The 18,053-nt window shown below is 50.9% G+C and carries 23 protein-coding genes; 14 read left to right on the top strand and 9 right to left on the bottom strand.

The features are described from left to right. Positions 1 to 20: 20 nt before the first annotated feature. Genes lptB through BLW37_RS03125 form a run of 6 tightly spaced genes read right to left on the bottom strand, consistent with a single transcriptional unit; the run spans position 21 to position 4,302 of the window. Complete coding sequence (lptB, locus tag BLW37_RS03150) at positions 21 to 743, bottom strand: LPS export ABC transporter ATP-binding protein (protein WP_091339267.1); 723 nt, start codon at positions 741 to 743, stop codon at positions 21 to 23. Beyond that, positions 740 to 1,258, bottom strand: coding sequence for a lipopolysaccharide transport periplasmic protein LptA (gene lptA / locus BLW37_RS03145; protein ID WP_091339264.1), 519 nt, complete (start codon positions 1,256 to 1,258; stop codon positions 740 to 742). The genes lptB and lptA overlap by 4 nt, the downstream gene beginning before the upstream one ends. After that, positions 1,248 to 1,802 carry an LPS export ABC transporter periplasmic protein LptC gene (lptC, locus tag BLW37_RS03140; RefSeq protein WP_091339261.1) on the bottom strand — a complete coding sequence of 185 codons (555 nt, stop codon included), beginning with the start codon at positions 1,800 to 1,802 and terminating at the stop codon, positions 1,248 to 1,250. The genes lptA and lptC overlap by 11 nt, the downstream gene beginning before the upstream one ends. After that, entirely contained in the window at positions 1,799 to 2,356 is a 558-nt protein-coding gene (kdsC, locus tag BLW37_RS03135; RefSeq protein WP_091339257.1) for a 3-deoxy-manno-octulosonate-8-phosphatase KdsC, read from the bottom strand. Before kdsC ends, lptC begins: the two co-directional genes overlap by 4 nt. A 1-nt stretch (position 2,357) precedes the next feature. Continuing rightward, the gene (locus BLW37_RS03130; protein WP_091339254.1) at positions 2,358 to 3,326 is read right to left on the bottom strand and encodes a KpsF/GutQ family sugar-phosphate isomerase; all 969 of its coding nucleotides are present in this window, start codon (positions 3,324 to 3,326) and stop codon (positions 2,358 to 2,360) included. A 16-nt stretch (positions 3,327 to 3,342) separates the two neighbouring features. Next, complete coding sequence (locus tag BLW37_RS03125) at positions 3,343 to 4,302, bottom strand: calcium/sodium antiporter (protein ID WP_091339599.1); 960 nt, start codon at positions 4,300 to 4,302, stop codon at positions 3,343 to 3,345. 297 nt (positions 4,303 to 4,599) lie between these two features. Here BLW37_RS03125 and BLW37_RS03120 point away from each other — a divergent pair, with 297 nt between their 5' ends. From BLW37_RS03120 to murA, 7 genes are read left to right on the top strand one after another with little or no spacing between them, the layout of a single operon-like run. Continuing rightward, positions 4,600 to 5,388: an ATP-binding cassette domain-containing protein gene (locus BLW37_RS03120; RefSeq protein WP_091339597.1), complete on the top strand. Its 789-nt coding sequence runs from the start codon at positions 4,600 to 4,602 to the stop codon at positions 5,386 to 5,388. Further along, complete coding sequence (mlaE, locus tag BLW37_RS03115; protein ID WP_091339248.1) at positions 5,388 to 6,170, top strand: lipid asymmetry maintenance ABC transporter permease subunit MlaE; 783 nt, start codon at positions 5,388 to 5,390, stop codon at positions 6,168 to 6,170. The genes BLW37_RS03120 and mlaE overlap by 1 nt, the downstream gene beginning before the upstream one ends. 1 nt (position 6,171) lies before the next feature. Beyond that, positions 6,172 to 6,633: an outer membrane lipid asymmetry maintenance protein MlaD gene (mlaD, locus tag BLW37_RS03110; RefSeq protein WP_091339245.1), complete on the top strand. Its 462-nt coding sequence runs from the start codon at positions 6,172 to 6,174 to the stop codon at positions 6,631 to 6,633. Between the two features lie 2 nt (positions 6,634 to 6,635). Beyond that, complete coding sequence (locus tag BLW37_RS03105) at positions 6,636 to 7,286, top strand: MlaC/ttg2D family ABC transporter substrate-binding protein (protein WP_245785587.1); 651 nt, start codon at positions 6,636 to 6,638, stop codon at positions 7,284 to 7,286. 3 nt (positions 7,287 to 7,289) lie between these two features. Beyond that, positions 7,290 to 7,580 (top strand): STAS domain-containing protein, encoded by a 291-nt coding sequence (locus BLW37_RS03100; protein WP_091339244.1) that lies wholly within the window; start codon positions 7,290 to 7,292, stop codon positions 7,578 to 7,580. A gap of 12 nt (positions 7,581 to 7,592) precedes the next feature. After that, the gene (locus tag BLW37_RS03095) at positions 7,593 to 7,850 is read left to right on the top strand and encodes a BolA family protein (RefSeq protein WP_091339241.1); all 258 of its coding nucleotides are present in this window, start codon (positions 7,593 to 7,595) and stop codon (positions 7,848 to 7,850) included. Between the two features lie 6 nt (positions 7,851 to 7,856). Continuing rightward, positions 7,857 to 9,110 carry a UDP-N-acetylglucosamine 1-carboxyvinyltransferase gene (gene murA / locus BLW37_RS03090; RefSeq protein WP_091339238.1) on the top strand — a complete coding sequence of 418 codons (1,254 nt, stop codon included), beginning with the start codon at positions 7,857 to 7,859 and terminating at the stop codon, positions 9,108 to 9,110. 44 nt (positions 9,111 to 9,154) lie between these two features. Here murA and BLW37_RS03085 read toward each other — a convergent pair whose 3' ends face one another. The 3 genes from BLW37_RS03085 to BLW37_RS03075 all read right to left on the bottom strand — a co-directional run bounded on the left by BLW37_RS03085 (position 9,155) and on the right by BLW37_RS03075 (position 12,301). Next, positions 9,155 to 10,240: a trypsin-like peptidase domain-containing protein gene (locus tag BLW37_RS03085; protein WP_425426593.1), complete on the bottom strand. Its 1,086-nt coding sequence runs from the start codon at positions 10,238 to 10,240 to the stop codon at positions 9,155 to 9,157. Positions 10,241 to 10,343: 103 nt separating this feature from the next. Then, the gene (locus tag BLW37_RS03080) at positions 10,344 to 11,705 is read right to left on the bottom strand and encodes a Do family serine endopeptidase (RefSeq protein ID WP_091339236.1); all 1,362 of its coding nucleotides are present in this window, start codon (positions 11,703 to 11,705) and stop codon (positions 10,344 to 10,346) included. A gap of 143 nt (positions 11,706 to 11,848) precedes the next feature. Next, positions 11,849 to 12,301, bottom strand: coding sequence for a Z-ring associated ZapG family protein (locus BLW37_RS03075; RefSeq protein ID WP_091339233.1), 453 nt, complete (start codon positions 12,299 to 12,301; stop codon positions 11,849 to 11,851). 134 nt (positions 12,302 to 12,435) lie between these two features. Between BLW37_RS03075 and zapE the strand changes: the two genes are divergently transcribed. The 7 genes from zapE to sspA all read left to right on the top strand — a co-directional run bounded on the left by zapE (position 12,436) and on the right by sspA (position 18,053). Further along, positions 12,436 to 13,527, top strand: a complete 1,092-nt coding sequence (gene zapE / locus BLW37_RS03070; RefSeq protein ID WP_091339230.1) for a cell division protein ZapE — start codon at positions 12,436 to 12,438, stop codon at positions 13,525 to 13,527. Between the two features lie 197 nt (positions 13,528 to 13,724). Next, on the top strand, positions 13,725 to 14,153 hold the full coding sequence (rplM, locus tag BLW37_RS03065) for a 50S ribosomal protein L13 (RefSeq protein WP_091339229.1): 429 nt from the start codon (positions 13,725 to 13,727) through the stop codon (positions 14,151 to 14,153). Positions 14,154 to 14,165: 12 nt separating this feature from the next. Continuing rightward, complete coding sequence (gene rpsI / locus BLW37_RS03060; RefSeq protein ID WP_091339226.1) at positions 14,166 to 14,558, top strand: 30S ribosomal protein S9; 393 nt, start codon at positions 14,166 to 14,168, stop codon at positions 14,556 to 14,558. 184 nt (positions 14,559 to 14,742) lie between these two features. Next, entirely contained in the window at positions 14,743 to 15,333 is a 591-nt protein-coding gene (petA, locus tag BLW37_RS03055) for a ubiquinol-cytochrome c reductase iron-sulfur subunit (protein ID WP_091339224.1), read from the top strand. Beyond that, a complete protein-coding gene (locus BLW37_RS03050; protein ID WP_091339222.1) occupies positions 15,333 to 16,601 on the top strand; it encodes a cytochrome b in 1,269 nt (422 codons plus the stop codon). Before petA ends, BLW37_RS03050 begins: the two co-directional genes overlap by 1 nt. Further along, a complete protein-coding gene (locus tag BLW37_RS03045) occupies positions 16,601 to 17,338 on the top strand; it encodes a cytochrome c1 (RefSeq protein WP_091339220.1) in 738 nt (245 codons plus the stop codon). Before BLW37_RS03050 ends, BLW37_RS03045 begins: the two co-directional genes overlap by 1 nt. Positions 17,339 to 17,414: 76 nt before the next feature. Then, entirely contained in the window at positions 17,415 to 18,053 is a 639-nt protein-coding gene (gene sspA / locus BLW37_RS03040) for a stringent starvation protein SspA (protein WP_091339217.1), read from the top strand.

Genomic DNA, 18,053 nt, shown 5'->3' with positions numbered 1-18,053 from the left:
TTGAAAGCCTGACGCTATAACTATAGCCTGAATTGCTCACCTAGGTATACATCCCTGACTTGCTGATTGGCAAGAACATCGGCAGGTGTTCCTTTGGCAATCAGCTCACCATGACTCACTATGTAGGCGGTTTCACAGACATCAAGGGTTTCACGCACATTGTGATCGGTGATCAGCACGCCGATGCCCCGCTGACTTAAATGTTGAATTATTTTCTTAATATCAAGTACCGAGATCGGATCGACACCGGCAAAGGGCTCATCCAGAAGAATAAAACGCGGATCTGCTGCCAGTGCCCGGGCAATTTCGACCCTGCGACGTTCGCCTCCTGACAGACTCATGCCAAGGCTCTGACTGATATGGCCAATATGAAACTCTTCCAGAAGATCATCGGCGGTTTCTTCCTGTTGGGCTGCCGTCAGATCTTTACGGGTTTGCAGGATGGCCATCAGGTTGTCCCGTACGGTTAATTTACGGAAAATCGAACTTTCCTGGGGCAGATAACCAATACCGAGCCGGGCGCGCTGATGGATCGGTTGATCGGTTAAATCCTGCTCACCCAACTGGATCCGACCTTTGTCACTTGGAACCAGCCCAACAATCATGTAAAAGGTGGTGGTTTTGCCTGCACCATTGGGGCCTAGCAAACCGACAATTTGGCCGGCGTTGACTTCAAGGCTGACATCTTTCACCACCTGGCGTCCTTTGTAGCTTTTGGCCAGATGTGCTGCAGTTAATTTCATGGTTGTTGTTTCTCTTGCTTCTTCTCTGGCTGTGGCAAGGCCTCAGGCGCAAAAATGGTGCGGACACGGCCATTTTCTCCACGCTCTGCCTGCAGTTGCTGCGTTTCGATGTTGTACTCAATTCTGGCGGCTTGCACCAAGCTACCACTTTGCTTTAACTCTGCCGCACCGACCATGACCAAGATCCGACTGGCCCGGTCGTAACGGATCTCATAGGCTTCCGCTTCGACCAGGGAGTTATCTTCCATCCGCTGACTGTAGGTTGCTGGTGAGCCGCTGGCAATAAAGATTTCCAGCCCTTTGCCAGCTGAACCATCGACCTCCAGCCGCTCGGCTCGGATGGTGAGACTACCTTGCTGGACCAACACATTGCGTTCATACACTACATTCGAGCTTTGCAAATCGGTGAAAAAGGCCTCGGAGTCGATGCTCAGTGGTTGTTGAAAATCCGGCAGGGTTGAAGCCAGAGCGGATGCTGTGAGCAATAGGGCCGCCGAGGCAATTTTAAGGTTCATGATGGTAATCCGTTCGTAAGTGATGTTCAATTTCAATCGTCTGCTGCACAATACTAGCACGCAAACCTCGGCCAAAAATGGTAAAGCCATCGCCAAAGATCTGCACATCCTCGTCGGTAACAAATTGCTCTGAGGGTAACAGCATTTCAAGATAACTGGTTTGCACCCGATCAATCAAATCACCACTGGCCAGATTTTGCAGCAGCACAGCGCCATCCAAAATCAGTTTGTCATCCGGATAAAGCACTGCTGTGTTGCTGGATGCTTGCCAGCTCAGGTTGTGCGTCCTATCCAGTAAGGTAAACACTGGCTGCTCCAGCTGGGTAAAGCCCAGCAAATCGTAATGCTCCATGCGACTTGCTTTCATCAGCTCACTCAGAAGACCCTGCTCATCGTATACGATACGTGTCAGCTGCTCAGCCACGAAGTCTGGGATCAACTCACGCTCGGTCAATGGTGCACTGGCTTCATCACTGCGGTCATACCAATACCAGGCCACTGCCAGCAAAGCAAGAAGCAGTAACAGGGTGCTCCAGGGCTTCATGTGCTACTGCCCTGGAACTGGTGAAAGGCATTTCGACTCATTAGCAGTAAGTCCGCTGCTTCACGAACAGCACCAAAGCCGCCTTGGCAGGTGGTAACATAATGACTGTGCAGACGCAAATAAGGATGTGCATCCCGCACAGCGATGCTGAGTCCAACGTGTTGCATGACTTCCCAGTCACTCAGATCATCGCCAATGTAGGCGACCTGCGCTGGTGTGAGCCGTTCTTTTTGCAGTATCTCGGTAAATGCAGGCTGTTTACGCTCTTGTCCCTGATAGATATGAGGTACCGTCAGTGATTGCATGCGGTGTTTGACGATCTCGGAATGACGGCCGGTAATGATGGCGACCTCCACACCAGCTTTTCGCAAGGCTTTGATACCATAACCATCCCGGGTATGAAACGCTTTCAGTTCTTCGCCATTATTGCCCAGATAGATACGGCCATCTGAGAAAACGCCATCGACATCGCAAATCAGTAACCGGACTTGCTGCGCTTGTTGCCAAAGGGCGAGAGAAACCTCCTGATAGCATTGCTTAAATAGTTGCTGCATATCAGAGCACTCCAGCTTTTAGTAAATCGTGCATATTCATTGCTCCTACCGGGTGCTGGTGTTGATCCACAATGACCAAGCCATTTATTTTCCGCTGCTCCATCAGTTTCAGGGCCTCAGCTGCCAACATCTGTGGCTGGGCGGTGATGCAGTTGCGTACCATCACCGCCGTAATCAGCGTATCGTGTATATCGTAGCGCTGGTCAAGAATACGGCGTAAATCACCATCGGTAAAAATGCCCTGCAAGACACCGTGTTTGTCCACCACTGTGGTCATGCCCAGCCCCTTAGCCGACATTTCCAGCAGCGCTGTTTTAATGGTGGCTGTGGTAGGTACCATCGGGATGGTATTGCCGGTATGCATGACGTCCTCAAGACGAAGCAGCAGTCGTCGGCCGAGACTGCCTCCAGGATGCGACAGGGCAAAATCATCGGCAGAAAAGCCCCTGGCGTTGAGCAGTGCGACAGCCATGGCATCTCCCATCGCCAGAGTGGCGGTGGTACTGGCGGTTGGTGCCAGGCCGAGCGGACAAGCTTCTTGCTCTACCTGCACACAAACATGCACGTCTGATAGCCTCGCCAGGGTTGAGGCCGGATTGCCACTCATGCCAATTAAATGCGCACCAATACGCTTGAGCACAGGAATAATGGTTAACACTTCGCCGGTTTCACCGGAGTTGGAAATGGCAATGACCACGTCGTCCTTGGTAATCATGCCCAAGTCACCATGACTGGCCTCACCCGGATGGACGAAAAAAGCTGGCGTACCGGTTGATGCAAAGGTAGCCGCTATTTTGTTGGCAATATGACCGGACTTGCCCATGCCAGAAACAATCACCCGACCCGGGCTGTCCATAATTAACTGGCAGGCTTTATTGAAATCATCATTCACAAAGCGTGCTAGTTGCGAAATGGCGGTTGCTTCAATCTGCAACACCTGCAGCGCTTGTTGGGTAAAATCTATGGTCATGCTGTATCCATTAACTCTAGCTGGAAAACAATAAGTACTGATAGCCAATAAAAGCCATCAACAGTATGCAGCCTTCGACCCGATTAATGCGCCGAAGTTTGCCTAAACGTAAACTCATCAGTAATAAAGCCAGGGTTGCCGCCATCATCACGTAGCTGTCACGGCCTGCAGCAGCAGCGTCGATTACCCCTGGGGCAATGATGGTGCCAACGCCGAGCACCGCCAGAATATTAAAAATATTCGAACCAATGATGTTGCCAAGGGCTAAGTCATCCTCGCCTTTTAAAATACCAATAAGGCTGGCAGCCAGCTCAGGCAGGCTGGTGCCTATGGCGATGATGGTCAAGCCAATCAGTAAATCGCTCATGCCAAAGTGGCTGGCAATGGTCACAGCCCCGTGCACCAGCAGCTGTGAACTGGCAAGCAGCAGGGCCAGCCCAAGTACCAGCCAGACAGTCGCTTGCCAGGTCGGGGTGGGAGGCGGTAACTCTGCCTGGTACTCCGTCAATAAGGGATCGTCCGGTGGTGCATGTTTCCCCCAATACACCATCAGGACTAAAAACAACACAAAGCCACCTAAAAACAAAGCTCCTTCAGCTCGGGTTAAGCTTTGGTCGGCTAGAAACAGGTAGCCTAACAGGGTGACTAGGATCAGCAATGGAAATTCGCGTTTAATGGTCATGGAGGCTACAGCGATCGGTTTCAACAAGGCGGTGGCACCAATCACCAGCAAAATATTGGTAATGTTGGAACCAAGGGCATTGCCGACGGCCGTATCGAGTCGGCCTTGCCAGGCTGCTGTGGCCGAGACCATGATTTCAGGGGCTGAAGAGCCCATTGCAACGATAGTCAGGCCAATGATCATCGGTGAAATGTTTAGATTACGAGCTATGGAAGAGGCGCCGTAGACAAAACGATCGGCACTCCAGATCAGTAGTACCAGGCCAACCAGGACAAAAATAGTGGCAACAAGCAGTGGAGACACCTGTGATTCCTTGTAAACAATGGATCCTGTTGGCGCATTTTCCCGTTTATTGACAGGAAAAGCAAAACTTAGTGCGTCGGGAGAACGTTCTACTTTCTGCAATGACTTGTTACGAATAATAGCAAGGTGTTGTGGTGGTAATTTTGTTACAATTGATCCTTTACTCAAGGTTGGCAGGATAAGCGTAATGGTCCTGTCAATTGAAATGATGTATCAGCACCGGTATAGTGCGCGGCTGCACTGATGCAGGCTCGCGAGCAATGGATGGAGAGAATTTTGTCCGATTTGATGGTGGATATTCAAAATCTGACATTCAGCCGTGGAGAGCGGCTGATATATGATGGCATGAGCATGCAGGTCAAGCGTGGCCAGGTTACGGCTATCATGGGGCCCAGCGGCATTGGTAAAACCACCTTGCTGAAACTGATTGGTGGCCAGCTGAAGCCGGAGCGGGGGGACATCCTGTACCAGGGGCGCTCCATTCCTAAAATGAGCCGGGCAGAACTGTACCAAACGCGTAAATCAATGAGCATGTTGTTTCAAAGTGGTGCCTTGTTCAGTGAAATGACGGTGTTTGATAATGTTGCTTTCCCTATTCGGGAACACACCAAATTACCGGAAACCCTGATTCGTACTATGGTGTTGATGAAGCTCGAGGCCGTCGGTTTGCGCGGAGCCCGGGATTTGATGCCATCCGAGCTGTCTGGAGGCATGGCCCGCCGGGCTGCTCTGGCCAGAGCCATCGCGCTTGATCCTGAACTGATCATGTACGATGAGCCTTTTGCCGGTCAGGATCCCATTTCGATGGGTATCGTGGTCAAATTGATTCGTGAACTCAACAATGCGCTGGGACTCACTTCTATCGTGGTGTCTCACGATGTACCCGAAGTGATGAGTATTGCCGATTATGTTTACGTGGTGGCAGAGAAGCATGTGATTGGTGAGGGCACTCCGGAACAACTCAGGCAGCATGCATCCCCTTTGGTGCAGCAGTTCTTAAAAGGCGAAGCCGATGGGGCAGTGCCATTCCACTTTAAAGCGGCGCCTTATGCCGATGAATTAATGGAGCTGTTGTAATGTTTGTAGACCGATTACAACGCCTGGGTGCCAATACTATACAAACCGTCGCAGGCTTAGGCCGAGCCACCTTGATGCTGATGGGTGCCGTATTTGGCAAACCGGATGTCCGCAAAGGTTTTCCGCTGTTAATCAAACAGCTGTATGTGGTTGGGGTTTTGTCGCTGCTGATCATCGTGGTGTCAGGCCTTTTTATTGGCATGGTCCTTGGATTGCAGGGCTATACGGTGTTGGTGAAGTTTGGAGCCGAAGGCATGCTGGGTCCCTTGGTGGCTCTGAGCTTGTTGCGTGAACTTGGCCCTGTAGTAACGGCTTTGCTGTTCGCAGGCCGGGCAGGCAGCGCCTTAACGGCGGAGATTGGCTTGATGAAAGCGACCGAGCAAATTTCCAGCATGGAAATGATGGCGGTCGATCCATTGCGACGTATTATTGCACCCCGCTTCTGGGCTGGTGTGATCAGTATGCCCTTACTGGCTGTCGTCTTTACTGCCGTCGGTATTTTGGGAGGCCATTTGGTCGGTGTGGACTGGCTGGGGGTGGATGCAGGCAGCTATTGGTCCGCTATGCAGGCCAATGTCGATCTGTATCAGGATGTTTTCAATGGCATCATCAAAAGTATTGTGTTTGCTTTTGTGGTGATGGCAATCGCTTTGCACAAGGGTTTCGATGCGGTGCCGACATCCGAAGGCATAGCTAAGGCGACTACGGAAACCGTAGTGACTGCATCGCTGGCAGTGCTGGCGTTCGATTTTGTATTAACCGCATTAATGTTTGGTGGATAAGATGAACACACGGAAAATTGAAATTGCTGTTGGCTGTTTTGTCGCTATCGCGATAGGGGCATTTTTGATCCTGGCATTGAAAGTGGCCAACACGGGTTTTGCCGGTTCAGGCGAAACCTATACCTTGTACGCCGACTTTGAAAACATTGGTGGTTTAAAAACCCGCTCGCCGATCAAAGTAGGTGGCGTTGTGGTCGGCCGGGTAGCTTCCATTGAGCTGGATAAAACCTTTTATACCCCGCGGGTGCGGCTGGAAATTTCTAAGCAATACGATAACTTTCCGGAAACCAGTTCTGTGGTGATTCTGACCTCAGGGCTGCTAGGCGAGCAGTATCTAGGCATTCAGCCTGGTTTTATCGATGAAACCGTGCATATCCTGCAAGATGGGGATGTGATTGAAGATACCCGTTCAGCCATGGTGCTGGAAGAGTTAATTGGTCAATTTCTTTTTAACCGGAATTAATCATGAATATAGTGAAAACAATGAGCCAACTGCTGTTGGCTGCAAGCCTGGTAATCAGTGCCAGCGCTCAGGCTGAAGTAGAGCGCTTCACCGATCCGTATCAGATGATTTCAGTGGTGGCAGATCATGCCTTTAGCCGACTGGCGCAAGAAAAAGACAACATCAAACAAAACCCGGAAATTCTGCGTACTATGGTGCATGAAGAATTGTTGCCTTACATCGATGTGCGTTATGCCGCTTTTCGGGTCATCGGTAATCATATTCGCAGTACCACGGAAGAAGAGCGTGATGCCTTTGTTGCCGCTTTCCAGGAATACATGATTTCCACCTATGCCGGTACTTTTACGCTGTACCGGGATCAGCGGGTGATTGTAGAGCCTGGACAGGATGTGGGCAATCGTCGGGTGGCGACGGTACGGACCCGGGTGATTGATCCCGGTAAACCCGATATAACCATCGAGTTCAAATTGATTCGCCATCGGGATAGCGAGTACTGGCAGGTATTTGACATGGTGGCTGAGGGTATCTCATTGCTGGACAGCAAACGGGCAGAACTGGGCGGTATGATTCGTCAGCAAGGTCTGGCGCGGGTTACCGAGTTATTGCAAGAGCGTGCCAAGCAACCCATTGAACTGGCCGAACCTGAGGAGTAAGCTGTGCTGAACATTGAGCAGCAGCAACAGCGGCTGTTATTCAGCGGCGTGCTGGACAGAAATACGCTGCTGGCCTTTTGGCCTTTTCGCCTGCTGAACAGTTTGTCGGGTGATGTGGTATTCGATTTAAGTCAGTTGCAATCGATCGATACTGCAGGACTTGCCTGGCTGTTAAAGCAATTAGCACTTGCCAGGCAGGCCGGCTTGGTGGTTCAATTGCAGCATGTTCCTGAGCAAATGCGCTCACTGGCGAAAGTCAGCGATGTGCTTGAGCTCTTGCCTATCAGTGATTAATGTCGGGAATTCATGGATATTCAACAAATAGAACAAATGCTGCAGGAACAATTGCAGCTCACAGAAGTCAAAGTCAGCGCTGATGGTTCACACTACTCAGTGCTGGCAATTGGTGACTGCTTTGCCGATGTCAGCCGGGTGCGGCAGCAGCAAATGATTTATGGCCCTTTGATGGCAGCCATCCAGGATGGCAGTATTCATGCGGTGTCTATTCGAACCTTTACCCCAGCGCAATGGCGTAGAGAAAAATTACTTAACTCATCGATGTAATCACTTATGCAGCAATTTCTTGTGACCGGTGGTGCTGAACTGCGTGGCGAGGTAACCATTTCCGGTGCCAAGAACGCAGCACTTCCTATACTTTTTGCCAGTATTTTGTCTCAGGATCAGGTCATTATTGATAACGTACCTGAACTGAAAGACATTGATACTACCTTTCAATTATTGCGTCAGTTTGGCGCAACCGTCGAGCGTGCTGGACACCAGGTGCAGATCCACGCCGGTGCCATAAACAGCTATAAAGCCTCCTACGATTTGGTCAAAACCATGCGGGCCTCTATTCTGGCGCTTGGTCCTTTGCTCAGTCGGTTTGGCGAAGCCGAAGTATCCTTACCCGGTGGTTGTGCCATTGGCGCACGGCCGGTCAACCTGCACATTGACGGCTTACGTAAAATGGGGGCTGAGATCACGGTAGAGAATGGCTACATCAAAGCCCGCTCCAGCCGGTTGAAAGGTGCTCATATTGTGATGGATATGGTCAGTGTGACTGGTACTGAAAACCTGATGGCTGCGGCCGTTCTGGCCAGTGGTACCACCATCATTGAAAATGCCGCTCGTGAGCCTGAGGTCACCGACTTAGCCAATTTCCTAATCGCGTTGGGTGCTCGTATTGAAGGGGCAGGCACCGATACCATCCGCATTGAGGGGATCGAGCGCTTAGGTGGCGGTCAGTACCGCGTATTGCCGGATCGCATTGAAACCGGTACCTTTCTGGTGGCTGCAGCAGTTACTGGCGGTGATGTGACCTGCCGCAATACCCAGCCTGGCGAGTTGGAAGTGGTGCTGGATAAGCTGCGTGAAGCTGGCGCGGATATCAGCACAGGCCCGGACTGGATCCGGCTCAATATGGCTGGCCGTACTTTAAAAGCCGTGCAGGTGAAGACAGTGCCACACCCTGGCTTTCCAACCGACATGCAGGCTCAGTTCACGGTGTTGAATGTGGTGGCGCAAGGGGTCGGTACGGTCACGGAAACCATTTTTGAAAACCGCTTTATGCATGTGCCCGAGTTGCAGCGGATGGGGGCTCGGATTCAGTTAGAGGGTAATACTGCGGTTTGCCAGCATACCGAGCATTTAACCGCGGCGCAGGTGATGGCGACCGATCTGCGCGCCTCTGCCAGTTTGGTGATTGCCGGCCTTGTTGCGAAAGGCACTACCGTGGTGGATCGAATTTACCACATAGATCGTGGCTACGAGCAGATTGAACATAAGTTAGCTGGTCTTGGCGCCCATATTGAGCGGGTTGGTTAAACCCGCCAATGGCGCGCAGTTTGTCGTGATGCTTTGGCAGGGAGTTAACGAAATTCGCGGATCAGGGTAGGCACCACCAGTCGCTCATTGTTGCGCTTGATGGTCAGCTGAACCACAGTATCAGGTGGGGTCTCGGCAATCACATTCAGTGCATGCTGGGTACTGCGCAACGGCTTACCATCTATTTCCAGTAAAATATCGTTGACCTGAAGCCCGGCTTCAGCCGCTGGGCTGTGCGGGCTGATGGATGTTAGCTGCACGCCATACAAGGTTTGACCGGTGGAGATGAGTCGATCGCCAGCCGCATTGATGACAGGCTCGCCATTGACGCCGAGATGTCCGCGGATCACCCGGCCATGCTGGATCAGCTTTTCCATTACCCGGTAAGCCAATTGGTATGGCACTGCGAAGAATATCCCTTGTACATCCTGACTCTGACGTTGGAAGGTACCGGCATTGATCCCGACCAAAGTGCCGTTGCTGTTGACCAAAGCGCCACCGGAATTGCCGGCATTAATGGCCGCATCCATCCGCATAAAATCGATATAACCGCGTGAGCTCAGTCCATCGTTGCCATTAGCACTGATAATGCCCTGGGTAATGGTTTGGCCAAGGTTCAGCGGGTTGCCTATGGCCAGCACGACATCCCCCACCTGAGGCTGTAACTCAGGATCCTGCGGGATGGCTGGCAGGTTATCAGCCTCGACGTACAAGAGTGCCAGGTCAGTTATTTCATCATGACCTATCAGCAGTGCTTCAAGCCATCGACCATCCTGTAGCGCCACTTCGATATGATCAGCGCCATAAACCACATGGTGATTGGTTAAGATGTAACCTTGCGAGCTCATAATGACGCCAGAGCCGAGCTCCTGTCGTTCTATGGTGCGCGCTCGTAGCGAACGTGGGTGGCTGATGGTGGTGCGGGTATAGACATTCACCACCGAAGGTGCTGCCAACCGAACGGCACGGGCATAAGAGACGGGCGCAGCTTTTTGCACCGCATCATTTGAGGTATGGCTGGGCCAGGGGAAGCGCAACTGCTCTGGAAACAGCAGTAATAGAATCAGCGCCAGCGCAAGGCCGTAAGCTACACTTCGTAGTAAAAATAACAGAATCTTAAGCACTGACATCGGTTTAGCCAACGATAGAATGTGTTAAGGATACCATTATTTACAGAAAAGCAGTAGCGGGCTAACGCTACTGCTTGGCATATTACCGATAATGGAAGCGGGGTTAGCGGATCAACACATACAGGGTCTGATTGCCACGCTGGATATTCAAGGCAACAACGCCGCGCTGCTCTTGCAAAGCTTTACGTAGCTCGGCCAGGTTATGGATGCGCTGGCGGTTGACTCCGATGATCACATCGCCCTTTTCAAGACCAAGCCGCGCTGCTGGGGCGCTTCGTTCCAACTCACTGATCAATACGCCGGCTTTACCATCCTGGGTTTGATCGTTTAATAAGGTGGCACCTTCCAGCATAGGGTGAATGACATTGGCCGCGACCTGGGCTTGCTCCGCCCGGCGAAGTGTGACGTCGACATCCATGGTGCGACCATCACGCAGGATGGATAAGCGTACCTCACGGCCAGCACCTAAAGTAGCGATCTTGGCTCTGAGCTCACGGAAGTTAATGATGCGGTTGCCATTCATGCCAACAATGACATCACCGGAGCGCAGGCCGGCTTCGGCTGCTGCTGAGTCGGGTAGCACTTCATTAACAAAAGCGCCTTGGGTAACAGACAAGTTCATGGCTTCGGTTAGCTCAGATGTCACATCAATACCACGGATCCCGAGACTGCCCCGGCGGATTTCACCAAACTCAATCATTTGATCCACCAAATTTTTCATCATATTGGATGGGATGGCAAATCCAATGCCGACATTACCGCCATGCGGCCCCAAAATGGCGGTATTAATACCTATCAGCTCGCCGCGTAAATTGACCAAAGCCCCACCCGAGTTGCCGCTGTTGATGGCCGCATCGGTCTGGATAAAGTCTTCGTAGCCTTCCATACCCAGGTTGCCGCGGCCAAGGGCACTGACAATGCCAGAGGTAACCGTTTGGCCAAGCCCAAATGGGTTGCCGATTGCAATGGCAAAATCACCGACTCTGAGGCGATCAGAATCGGCAATGGGCAAGGCGACCAGATTGTCGGCCTCGATTTGCAGCAACGCGATATCGCTCTCAGGATCTTCACCAATTTTCTTGGCAGCGAAGGTGCGACCATCCTGCAGGTTAATGATGATATCTGAGGCATCCCTTATCACATGGGCATTGGTGACGATATAACCTTGCTTGGCATCAATAATCACGCCCGAGCCTAAACCACGAAAAGGGCGTTCTTCACGGAATTCTCCGGGCGCTCTTGGACCAAAAAAGTGGCGAAAAGCGTCCGGCATGCGTTGGCGTACTTCACGGCTACCCTGCACCGAAATATTGACCACGGCAGGGGTGGCTTGCTCCAGCATCGGAGCCAAGGTAGGGGTGTCGCTCTGACTGAGCTGACTTAACGGAAGGTTTGCCTGTGCCAACCCAACAGTTAAAAACAGGCTGGCAAGCAGGCCACAAACAGTAAGGATGTTTTTTTTCATACACGCAGATCTCCATCGAACACGCTGAGCATACAATTTATGATTCAGAATGTTGCTAAAGACGCTCAGCGTTCAAAAAAGTTCATCGGTAATGGGTGAGACAGCATCCAGAAACCTTGTTTCTGGATGCTGTCCGCCTGGTTTTAAGCTGACGCAGGCTTTTTCGCGCTCTCTTTTAACAGGCCACTGGCGCTGCCAGCATAATCTTTCGGTTGCTCAAAAGACTCAGAAAAGGTGGGTTTGCGCTCGTCCAGCTGGTGGATAGACTCACGGATCTGATTGGCGGTATCGGACGACAAATAGGATATTGGTTCCGACTTCTTTTCCAGCAGCGGTTTTTCCACCAGTTCCATCTTACTTTGCTGCAGGTGACTGGCAATTTTACCATAGTTTTGCTGCAACTGAGTTATCAGCTGATTGGTGGTTTCCAGGTGGTTGGAGACATCCACCCGGTATTTTTTCAGTTGCTCCCGGGTGTCGGTGAGCTCTTGTTGTAACTGACTCTGGTTGTGTTGCCGCAGGGCAAGAAACCATGCCACCAGACCTCCACAAACAAAGCCTACTACCAGCCATACTAAAGTCATTGTTAGGGTCATATTTGCTCCTGCATTAACATCAAACGATTCCTCTATAAGTGTAACCGATTTTTTCAGTTAGAGTGGTAAGGCATGTTAAGATATCACTCTTGGTTTAATTGTGGCTGAACAGCCTTCTTTCAAGTAGAGCCATTATGCCTTCACCACAGGAAAAGTATCAGCAGGATTTACAGCGTGCTGATTTCCAGCCGGATGCCGCCCAGGCTGAGGCCGTCCGTCATTTACAACGTTTGTACGATGATTTGCTGCAGCAACAACGCCGTCCGCTGGGGTTATGGCAGCGCTTGCTGGGTAAAAAACCGGAGCAACCTGTTATTGGTTTGTATTTCTGGGGCGGTGTTGGTCGTGGAAAGACCTATCTGGTGGATACCTTTTACGAATGCCTGCCAGTGCAACGTAAAATGCGGGTGCACTTCCACCGTTTTATGCATCGGGTGCATGAAGAGCTAAAAAGTCTGAACAATCAGGCCAACCCACTGGAAATCGTGGCCGATCGCTTCAAACAACAAGCGGATATTATTTGTTTTGATGAGTTCTTCGTGTCGGATATTACTGATGCCATGTTGCTTGGTACCCTAATGCAGGCCTTGTTTAGCCGTGGCATTACCCTTGTTGCTACCTCGAACATTGAACCCGATGGTTTGTATCGTAACGGTTTGCAGCGAGCCCGTTTCTTACCGGCCATCGAATTAATCAAACAGCATACCGTGGTGGTCAATGTTGATAGCGGCATTGACTACCGGCTGCGCACTTTAGAGCAAGCTGAAATTTACCATGCCCCACTGGATCAGCAGGCTGAATTGAATCTGGCGCAGTACTTCCAGGCGTTATCGGATGAGCCAAGGCAGCGGGATGTGGCGATTGAAGTAGCGAACCGACAGATCCAGGCCAGGCATGAAGCTGATGGTGTCGTATGGTTTGGTTTTCGTGAGCTGTGCGAGAGTGCACGCAGTCAATACGACTACATGGAGCTTAGCCGTTGCTACCATACGGTACTGGTATCCGAGGTGAAGGTGATGGGCCAGCACAACGATGATGTGGCACGCCGGTTTATTGCGCTGGTCGATGAGTTTTACGAACGCAATGTCACCTTGATTTTATCGGCTGAAGCTGAACTGGAGGCATTGTATCAGGGCGGCTTACTAAGTTTTGAATTCAAACGCTGCATCAGCCGATTGCAGGAAATGCAGTCACATGAATACCTGGCGCGGCCTCATTTGCCGTAGCGAAGAAAAAAATTGATATTTTTTAACCAGAAGGGCTGATCTTTTGCTGCAGATACATTATAATCCGCGCCCGGCCTACGTTACAGCCTCTACTGCCCTTTAGCCAGGCAGTAATTGTACTCGAAGGGGTACGGTCACGATACACGCAATAGCCCTGCGGGTATCAGGTGTAACTATGTAAGTTTTGGACTATTTAAATGAAAACTTTTACTGCTAAACCAGAAAGCGTTCAACGTGACTGGTACGTTGTTGATGCGACTGGTAAGACTCTGGGACGTATCTCAACTGAAATCGCTGCGCGCTTGCGTGGTAAACACAAGCCTGAGTTTACTCCACACGTAGATACCGGTGATTACATCATCGTGGTCAATGCGGACAAAGTGGTTGTTACTGGCAACAAAGCCAAAGACAAAATGTACTACTCGCACAGTGGTTTCCCAGGTGGCATCAAAGAAATTAACTTTGAAAAGCTGCTGGCGAAAAAACCTGAAATGGTGCTGGAGAAAGCCATCAAAGGTATGTTGCCAAAAGGCCCATTGGGTCGTGCTATGTTCCGTAAGTTAAAAGTGTATGCCGGCGCCGAGCATCAGCATGCTGCTCAGCAACCGCAAGTTTTAGACATCTAATCGGAGCATCACATGGCACAGAATCAATACTATGGAACTGGTCGTCGTAAAAGCTCAACGGCCCGTGTATTTTTAAAAGCTGGCTCAGGCAACATCGTGATCAACAAGCGCTCTATCACTGAGTACTTCGGTCGTGAAACTGCCCGCATGGTGGTGATGCAACCACTGGAGCTGGTTGATATGGTTGGCAAGTTTGACATGCACATCACCGTCAAAGGCGGTGGTATCAGCGGTCAGGCCGGCGCTATCCGTCACGGCATTACCCGTGCCCTGATGGAATTTGACGAAACACTGCGTCCAGAGCTGCGTAAAGCTGGCTTCGTGACCCGTGACGCTCGTCAGGTTGAACGGAAGAAAGTGGGTCTGCGTAAAGCACGTAAACGTCCACAGTACTCCAAGCGTTAAGCTGTATTTACACCAAAGAACCCGGCCTTGTGTCGGGTTTTTTATTGCGATTCAGCGGCGGTTAATCCTTGTGTAAAGCGTGGCTTTTCATTATGATCGTCGATATTTATTCATTTATAATAATTTGCTGGTAAACAGCCGCTTAAACCAAGTTGTGATTAAGCGTTAATGTGGAGATGAGTGGATGAGCAACGCGCCTGTAGATCATGGCCGACGCCGCTTCCTGACCATTGCAACATCGGTCGTGGGCGGAGTAGGGGCCATTGGAGCCGCTGTTCCCTTTATTGCGTCCTGGAGCCCAAGTGAGCGGGCTCGCCAGGCTGGTGCTGCAGTAACTGTAGATGTCAGCAAAATGGAAGAAGGACAGCTAATTCGGGTAGAGTGGCGTGGAAAACCGGTTTGGATCGTCAAACGTACCCAGGAAATGATTGATTCACTGCCGGATCATGAAAACCGCTTACGTGATCCAGAATCGAAGGAGCCACAGCAGCCGCATTATGCTCAGAACCGTCACCGCTCAGTGCGTCCTGAGTTTTTTGTTGCCGTTGGTATCTGTACTCACTTTGGTTGTTCACCGACTTACATGCCGAATGAGTTTGCCGCTCAGGCCGAGGGTGTTCGTTCTGGTTTCTTCTGTCCTTGCCATGGTTCGCGTTTCGATATCGCGGGTCGGGTATTTCAGAATGTCCCTGCGCCAACCAACCTGGAAGTTCCTCCGTACATGTATACCGATGAATTCGTGATCATGGTCGGTGAAGACGAGGAGACGGCCTGATGAAAAACCTGATGAACTGGATTGAGTACCGTTTGCCTGTCATGGAAAAGATGAAAATCCACATGACGCAGTACCCGGCACCCAAAAACTTCAACTTTTGGTACTTCTTTGGCTCATTGGCCATTGTGGTGCTGGTGAACCAAATCCTGACCGGTATTTGGCTGACCATGAATTACGAGCCTTCCGCTGAAGGTGCTTTTCGCTCCATTGAATACATCATGCGGGATGTTGAATACGGCTGGTTGCTGCGTTACATGCACTCCACCGGCGCTTCGGCCTTCTTTGTGGTGGTCTACCTGCATATGCTACGCGGCATGATGTATGGCTCGTATCAAAAACCACGTGAATTGCTGTGGATCTTCGGTATGCTGATTTATCTGGTGCTGATGGCTGAAGCCTTTATGGGCTACATGCTGCCATGGGGCCAGATGTCTTTCTGGGGTGCTCAGGTCATTATCTCGATTTTTGGCGTTATTCCCTTTATTGGTGATGATTTAACGCTGTGGATCCGTGGTGACTACGTCATTTCAGGCGCCACCCTAAACCGTTTCTTTGCACTGCATGTGATTGCGCTGCCGTTGGTGCTGGTGATTTTGGTATTCCTGCACATCATGGCACTGCATGAAGTCGGTTCCAACAACCCGGATGGTATCGAGACCAAACGCGATAACGATGGCACCGTACCAGCAGACGCCGTTAGCAAGTTTGAGTTCCATGACAACTTCACCAAGGGTGGCAAGAAAGTCATTATCGACTCGATCCCATTCCATCCTTACTACACGGTGAAAGATCTGGTTGGTTTGGCTGGCTTCCTATTCCTGTTTGCCTACGTGATTTTCTTTATGCCTGAAGGTGGTGGTTACTTCCTGGAAGCACCAAACTTTGAGCTGGCGAACCCGATGAAGACGCCTGAGCACATTGCGCCGGTCTGGTACTTCACGCCTTTCTACGCCATTTTACGGGCTGTTCCTAACCCGTTATTTGGTGCTGTGGCGATGTTTGCTGCCATTTTGGCCTTGGCACTGCTGCCATGGATTGATCGCGGTAAAGTGCGTTCAGTGCGCTACCGTTGTGGTTTGCACAAACTGAACCTGGTGAACTTCTGCATCAGCTTTGTGGCACTGGGCATTCTGGGTGTGTTGCCTGCAACGCCACTGTACACCCTCTTGTCGCAGCTGTTCTCATTCACCTATTTCGGTTTCTTTATTTTGCTGTGGTTCTACAGCAAGAATGAAAACACCAAGCCATTGCCAGAGAGGTTGACCTGATGTTGAAGCATATTATTTCTGCAGCGGCCTTGTTGGTATCTTCCGTCGCACTGGCTGCCGGTCCGAATATTCCATTGGAAAAAGCTCCAGTGGATATCCGTGATACCGAGTCGTTACAGCGTGGCTTTATGCTGTATCAGAACTATTGCCTGGCCTGCCATCAAATGCAGTATCAGCGTTATGCCCGCAGCTTCCGTGATCTGAATATCCCGGAAGAGCTGGGCATGGAAAATCTGATGTTTACCGGGACACGGGTTGGCGATCACATCACCAATACCATGGATCCGGCCGATGCAGCTGAGTGGTTTGGCGATGCGATCCCGGATTTGACCAATGTGGCGCGGGTACGTGGTCCGAACTGGATTTATACCTATCTGAAGTCGTTTTACAAAGACGAGAGTCGCCCATTTGGGGTCGACAACGATGTGTTTCCAATGGTGGGTATGCCACATGTGCTGCAAGAGCTGCAGGGTGTGCCGTACAAAGCCTATGAAACCCGTCTGGTCGATGGTCAGGAAACTCAGGTCTATGTTGGTATTCGTACCGATGGCTCGGGTGAAATGAGCGAAGCAGAATACGATCGTGCTGTTGCGGATCTGGTGAACTATCTGGTGTATACTGGGGAGCCCTATCGGCTGGAGTCGGAGCGCCTGGGGATCAAAGTGTTGATCTTCCTTGCTATCTTCTTCGTGTTAGCTTACCTGCTGAAGAAAGAATACTGGAAAGATGTTGACTAAGCATCTGATTCCAATAAGTATTTGATTACAGGGGCCTGATGGCCCCTTTGCTGTTTATTGTAAACCGGAGGAATGCATGGCGATTTCAGCCAATAAACGCCCTGTGATGACATTGTTTTCTGCTGCCGATGATATGTACAGTCATCAGGTGCGTATTGTACTGGCAGAAAAAGGCGTCAGTGTTGATATTCTCCAGGTCACTCAGGATAACTTGCCTGAGGAGCTGTATGAAGTAAACCCTTACGGCAGTTTGCCGACCCTGTTGGATCGCGAGTTGTCGTTGTATCAGGCACAGATCATCATTGAATATCTGGATGAGCGCTTTCCGCATCCACCTCTGATGCCGGTTTATCCGGTAGCACGTGGTCAGGCACGCCTGATGATGTATCGCATCGAAAAAGACTGGTATGCGCTGGCCGAGCGTATTTTGCGTCACGATGACGATGCGGAGCAGGCACGACAGGATCTGACGGAAGGATTGTTGGCGGTGGCCCCTTTGTTTGATGAAGCCCCCTTCTTTATGAGTGAGGAGTTTGGCCTGGTCGACTGCTACATGGCAGCTTTGCTGTGGCGTTTACCGAAACTGGGTATCGAGCTGTCCGGCCCTGGTAGTAAGACCTTGATGAATTATATGGGACGCTTGTTTGATCGGGATTCATTCCTGGCCTCGCTGACGGATGCAGAGCGAGAATACCGGCGCGTAAAAGGAGTCTGA

Origin of the sequence: Alkalimonas amylolytica (assembly GCF_900107845.1) — a bacterium.
GTDB lineage: Bacteria > Pseudomonadota > Gammaproteobacteria > Enterobacterales > Alteromonadaceae > Alkalimonas > Alkalimonas amylolytica.
Note: the sequence above shows the minus strand (reverse complement) of the source record. Positions and strands in the feature narration are given on the sequence as shown.

Bases quoted from the DNA above. Each gene is read 5' to 3' on its own strand.
- BLW37_RS03120 (WP_091339597.1), top strand. From the start codon at position 4,600: ATGGTGGATATTCAAAATCTGACATTCAGCCGTGGAGAGCGGCTGATA.
- petA (WP_091339224.1), top strand. From the start codon at position 14,743: ATGAGCAACGCGCCTGTAGATCATGGCCGACGCCGCTTCCTGACCATT.
- BLW37_RS03075 (WP_091339233.1), bottom strand. From the start codon at position 12,301: ATGACCCTAACAATGACTTTAGTATGGCTGGTAGTAGGCTTTGTTTGT.
- kdsC (WP_091339257.1), bottom strand. From the start codon at position 2,356: ATGCAGCAACTATTTAAGCAATGCTATCAGGAGGTTTCTCTCGCCCTT.
- mlaE (WP_091339248.1), top strand. From the start codon at position 5,388: ATGTTTGTAGACCGATTACAACGCCTGGGTGCCAATACTATACAAACC.
- lptA (WP_091339264.1), bottom strand. From the start codon at position 1,258: ATGAACCTTAAAATTGCCTCGGCGGCCCTATTGCTCACAGCATCCGCT.
- BLW37_RS03085 (WP_425426593.1), bottom strand. From the start codon at position 10,240: ATGTCAGTGCTTAAGATTCTGTTATTTTTACTACGAAGTGTAGCTTAC.
- lptC (WP_091339261.1), bottom strand. From the start codon at position 1,802: ATGAAGCCCTGGAGCACCCTGTTACTGCTTCTTGCTTTGCTGGCAGTG.
- lptB (WP_091339267.1), bottom strand. From the start codon at position 743: ATGAAATTAACTGCAGCACATCTGGCCAAAAGCTACAAAGGACGCCAG.
- BLW37_RS03080 (WP_091339236.1), bottom strand. From the start codon at position 11,705: ATGAAAAAAAACATCCTTACTGTTTGTGGCCTGCTTGCCAGCCTGTTT.
- rpsI (WP_091339226.1), top strand. From the start codon at position 14,166: ATGGCACAGAATCAATACTATGGAACTGGTCGTCGTAAAAGCTCAACG.
- BLW37_RS03105 (WP_245785587.1), top strand. From the start codon at position 6,636: ATGAATATAGTGAAAACAATGAGCCAACTGCTGTTGGCTGCAAGCCTG.
- BLW37_RS03050 (WP_091339222.1), top strand. From the start codon at position 15,333: ATGAAAAACCTGATGAACTGGATTGAGTACCGTTTGCCTGTCATGGAA.
- BLW37_RS03130 (WP_091339254.1), bottom strand. From the start codon at position 3,326: ATGACCATAGATTTTACCCAACAAGCGCTGCAGGTGTTGCAGATTGAA.
- zapE (WP_091339230.1), top strand. From the start codon at position 12,436: ATGCCTTCACCACAGGAAAAGTATCAGCAGGATTTACAGCGTGCTGAT.
- murA (WP_091339238.1), top strand. From the start codon at position 7,857: ATGCAGCAATTTCTTGTGACCGGTGGTGCTGAACTGCGTGGCGAGGTA.
- mlaD (WP_091339245.1), top strand. From the start codon at position 6,172: ATGAACACACGGAAAATTGAAATTGCTGTTGGCTGTTTTGTCGCTATC.
- sspA (WP_091339217.1), top strand. From the start codon at position 17,415: ATGGCGATTTCAGCCAATAAACGCCCTGTGATGACATTGTTTTCTGCT.
- BLW37_RS03095 (WP_091339241.1), top strand. From the start codon at position 7,593: ATGGATATTCAACAAATAGAACAAATGCTGCAGGAACAATTGCAGCTC.
- rplM (WP_091339229.1), top strand. From the start codon at position 13,725: ATGAAAACTTTTACTGCTAAACCAGAAAGCGTTCAACGTGACTGGTAC.
- BLW37_RS03045 (WP_091339220.1), top strand. From the start codon at position 16,601: ATGTTGAAGCATATTATTTCTGCAGCGGCCTTGTTGGTATCTTCCGTC.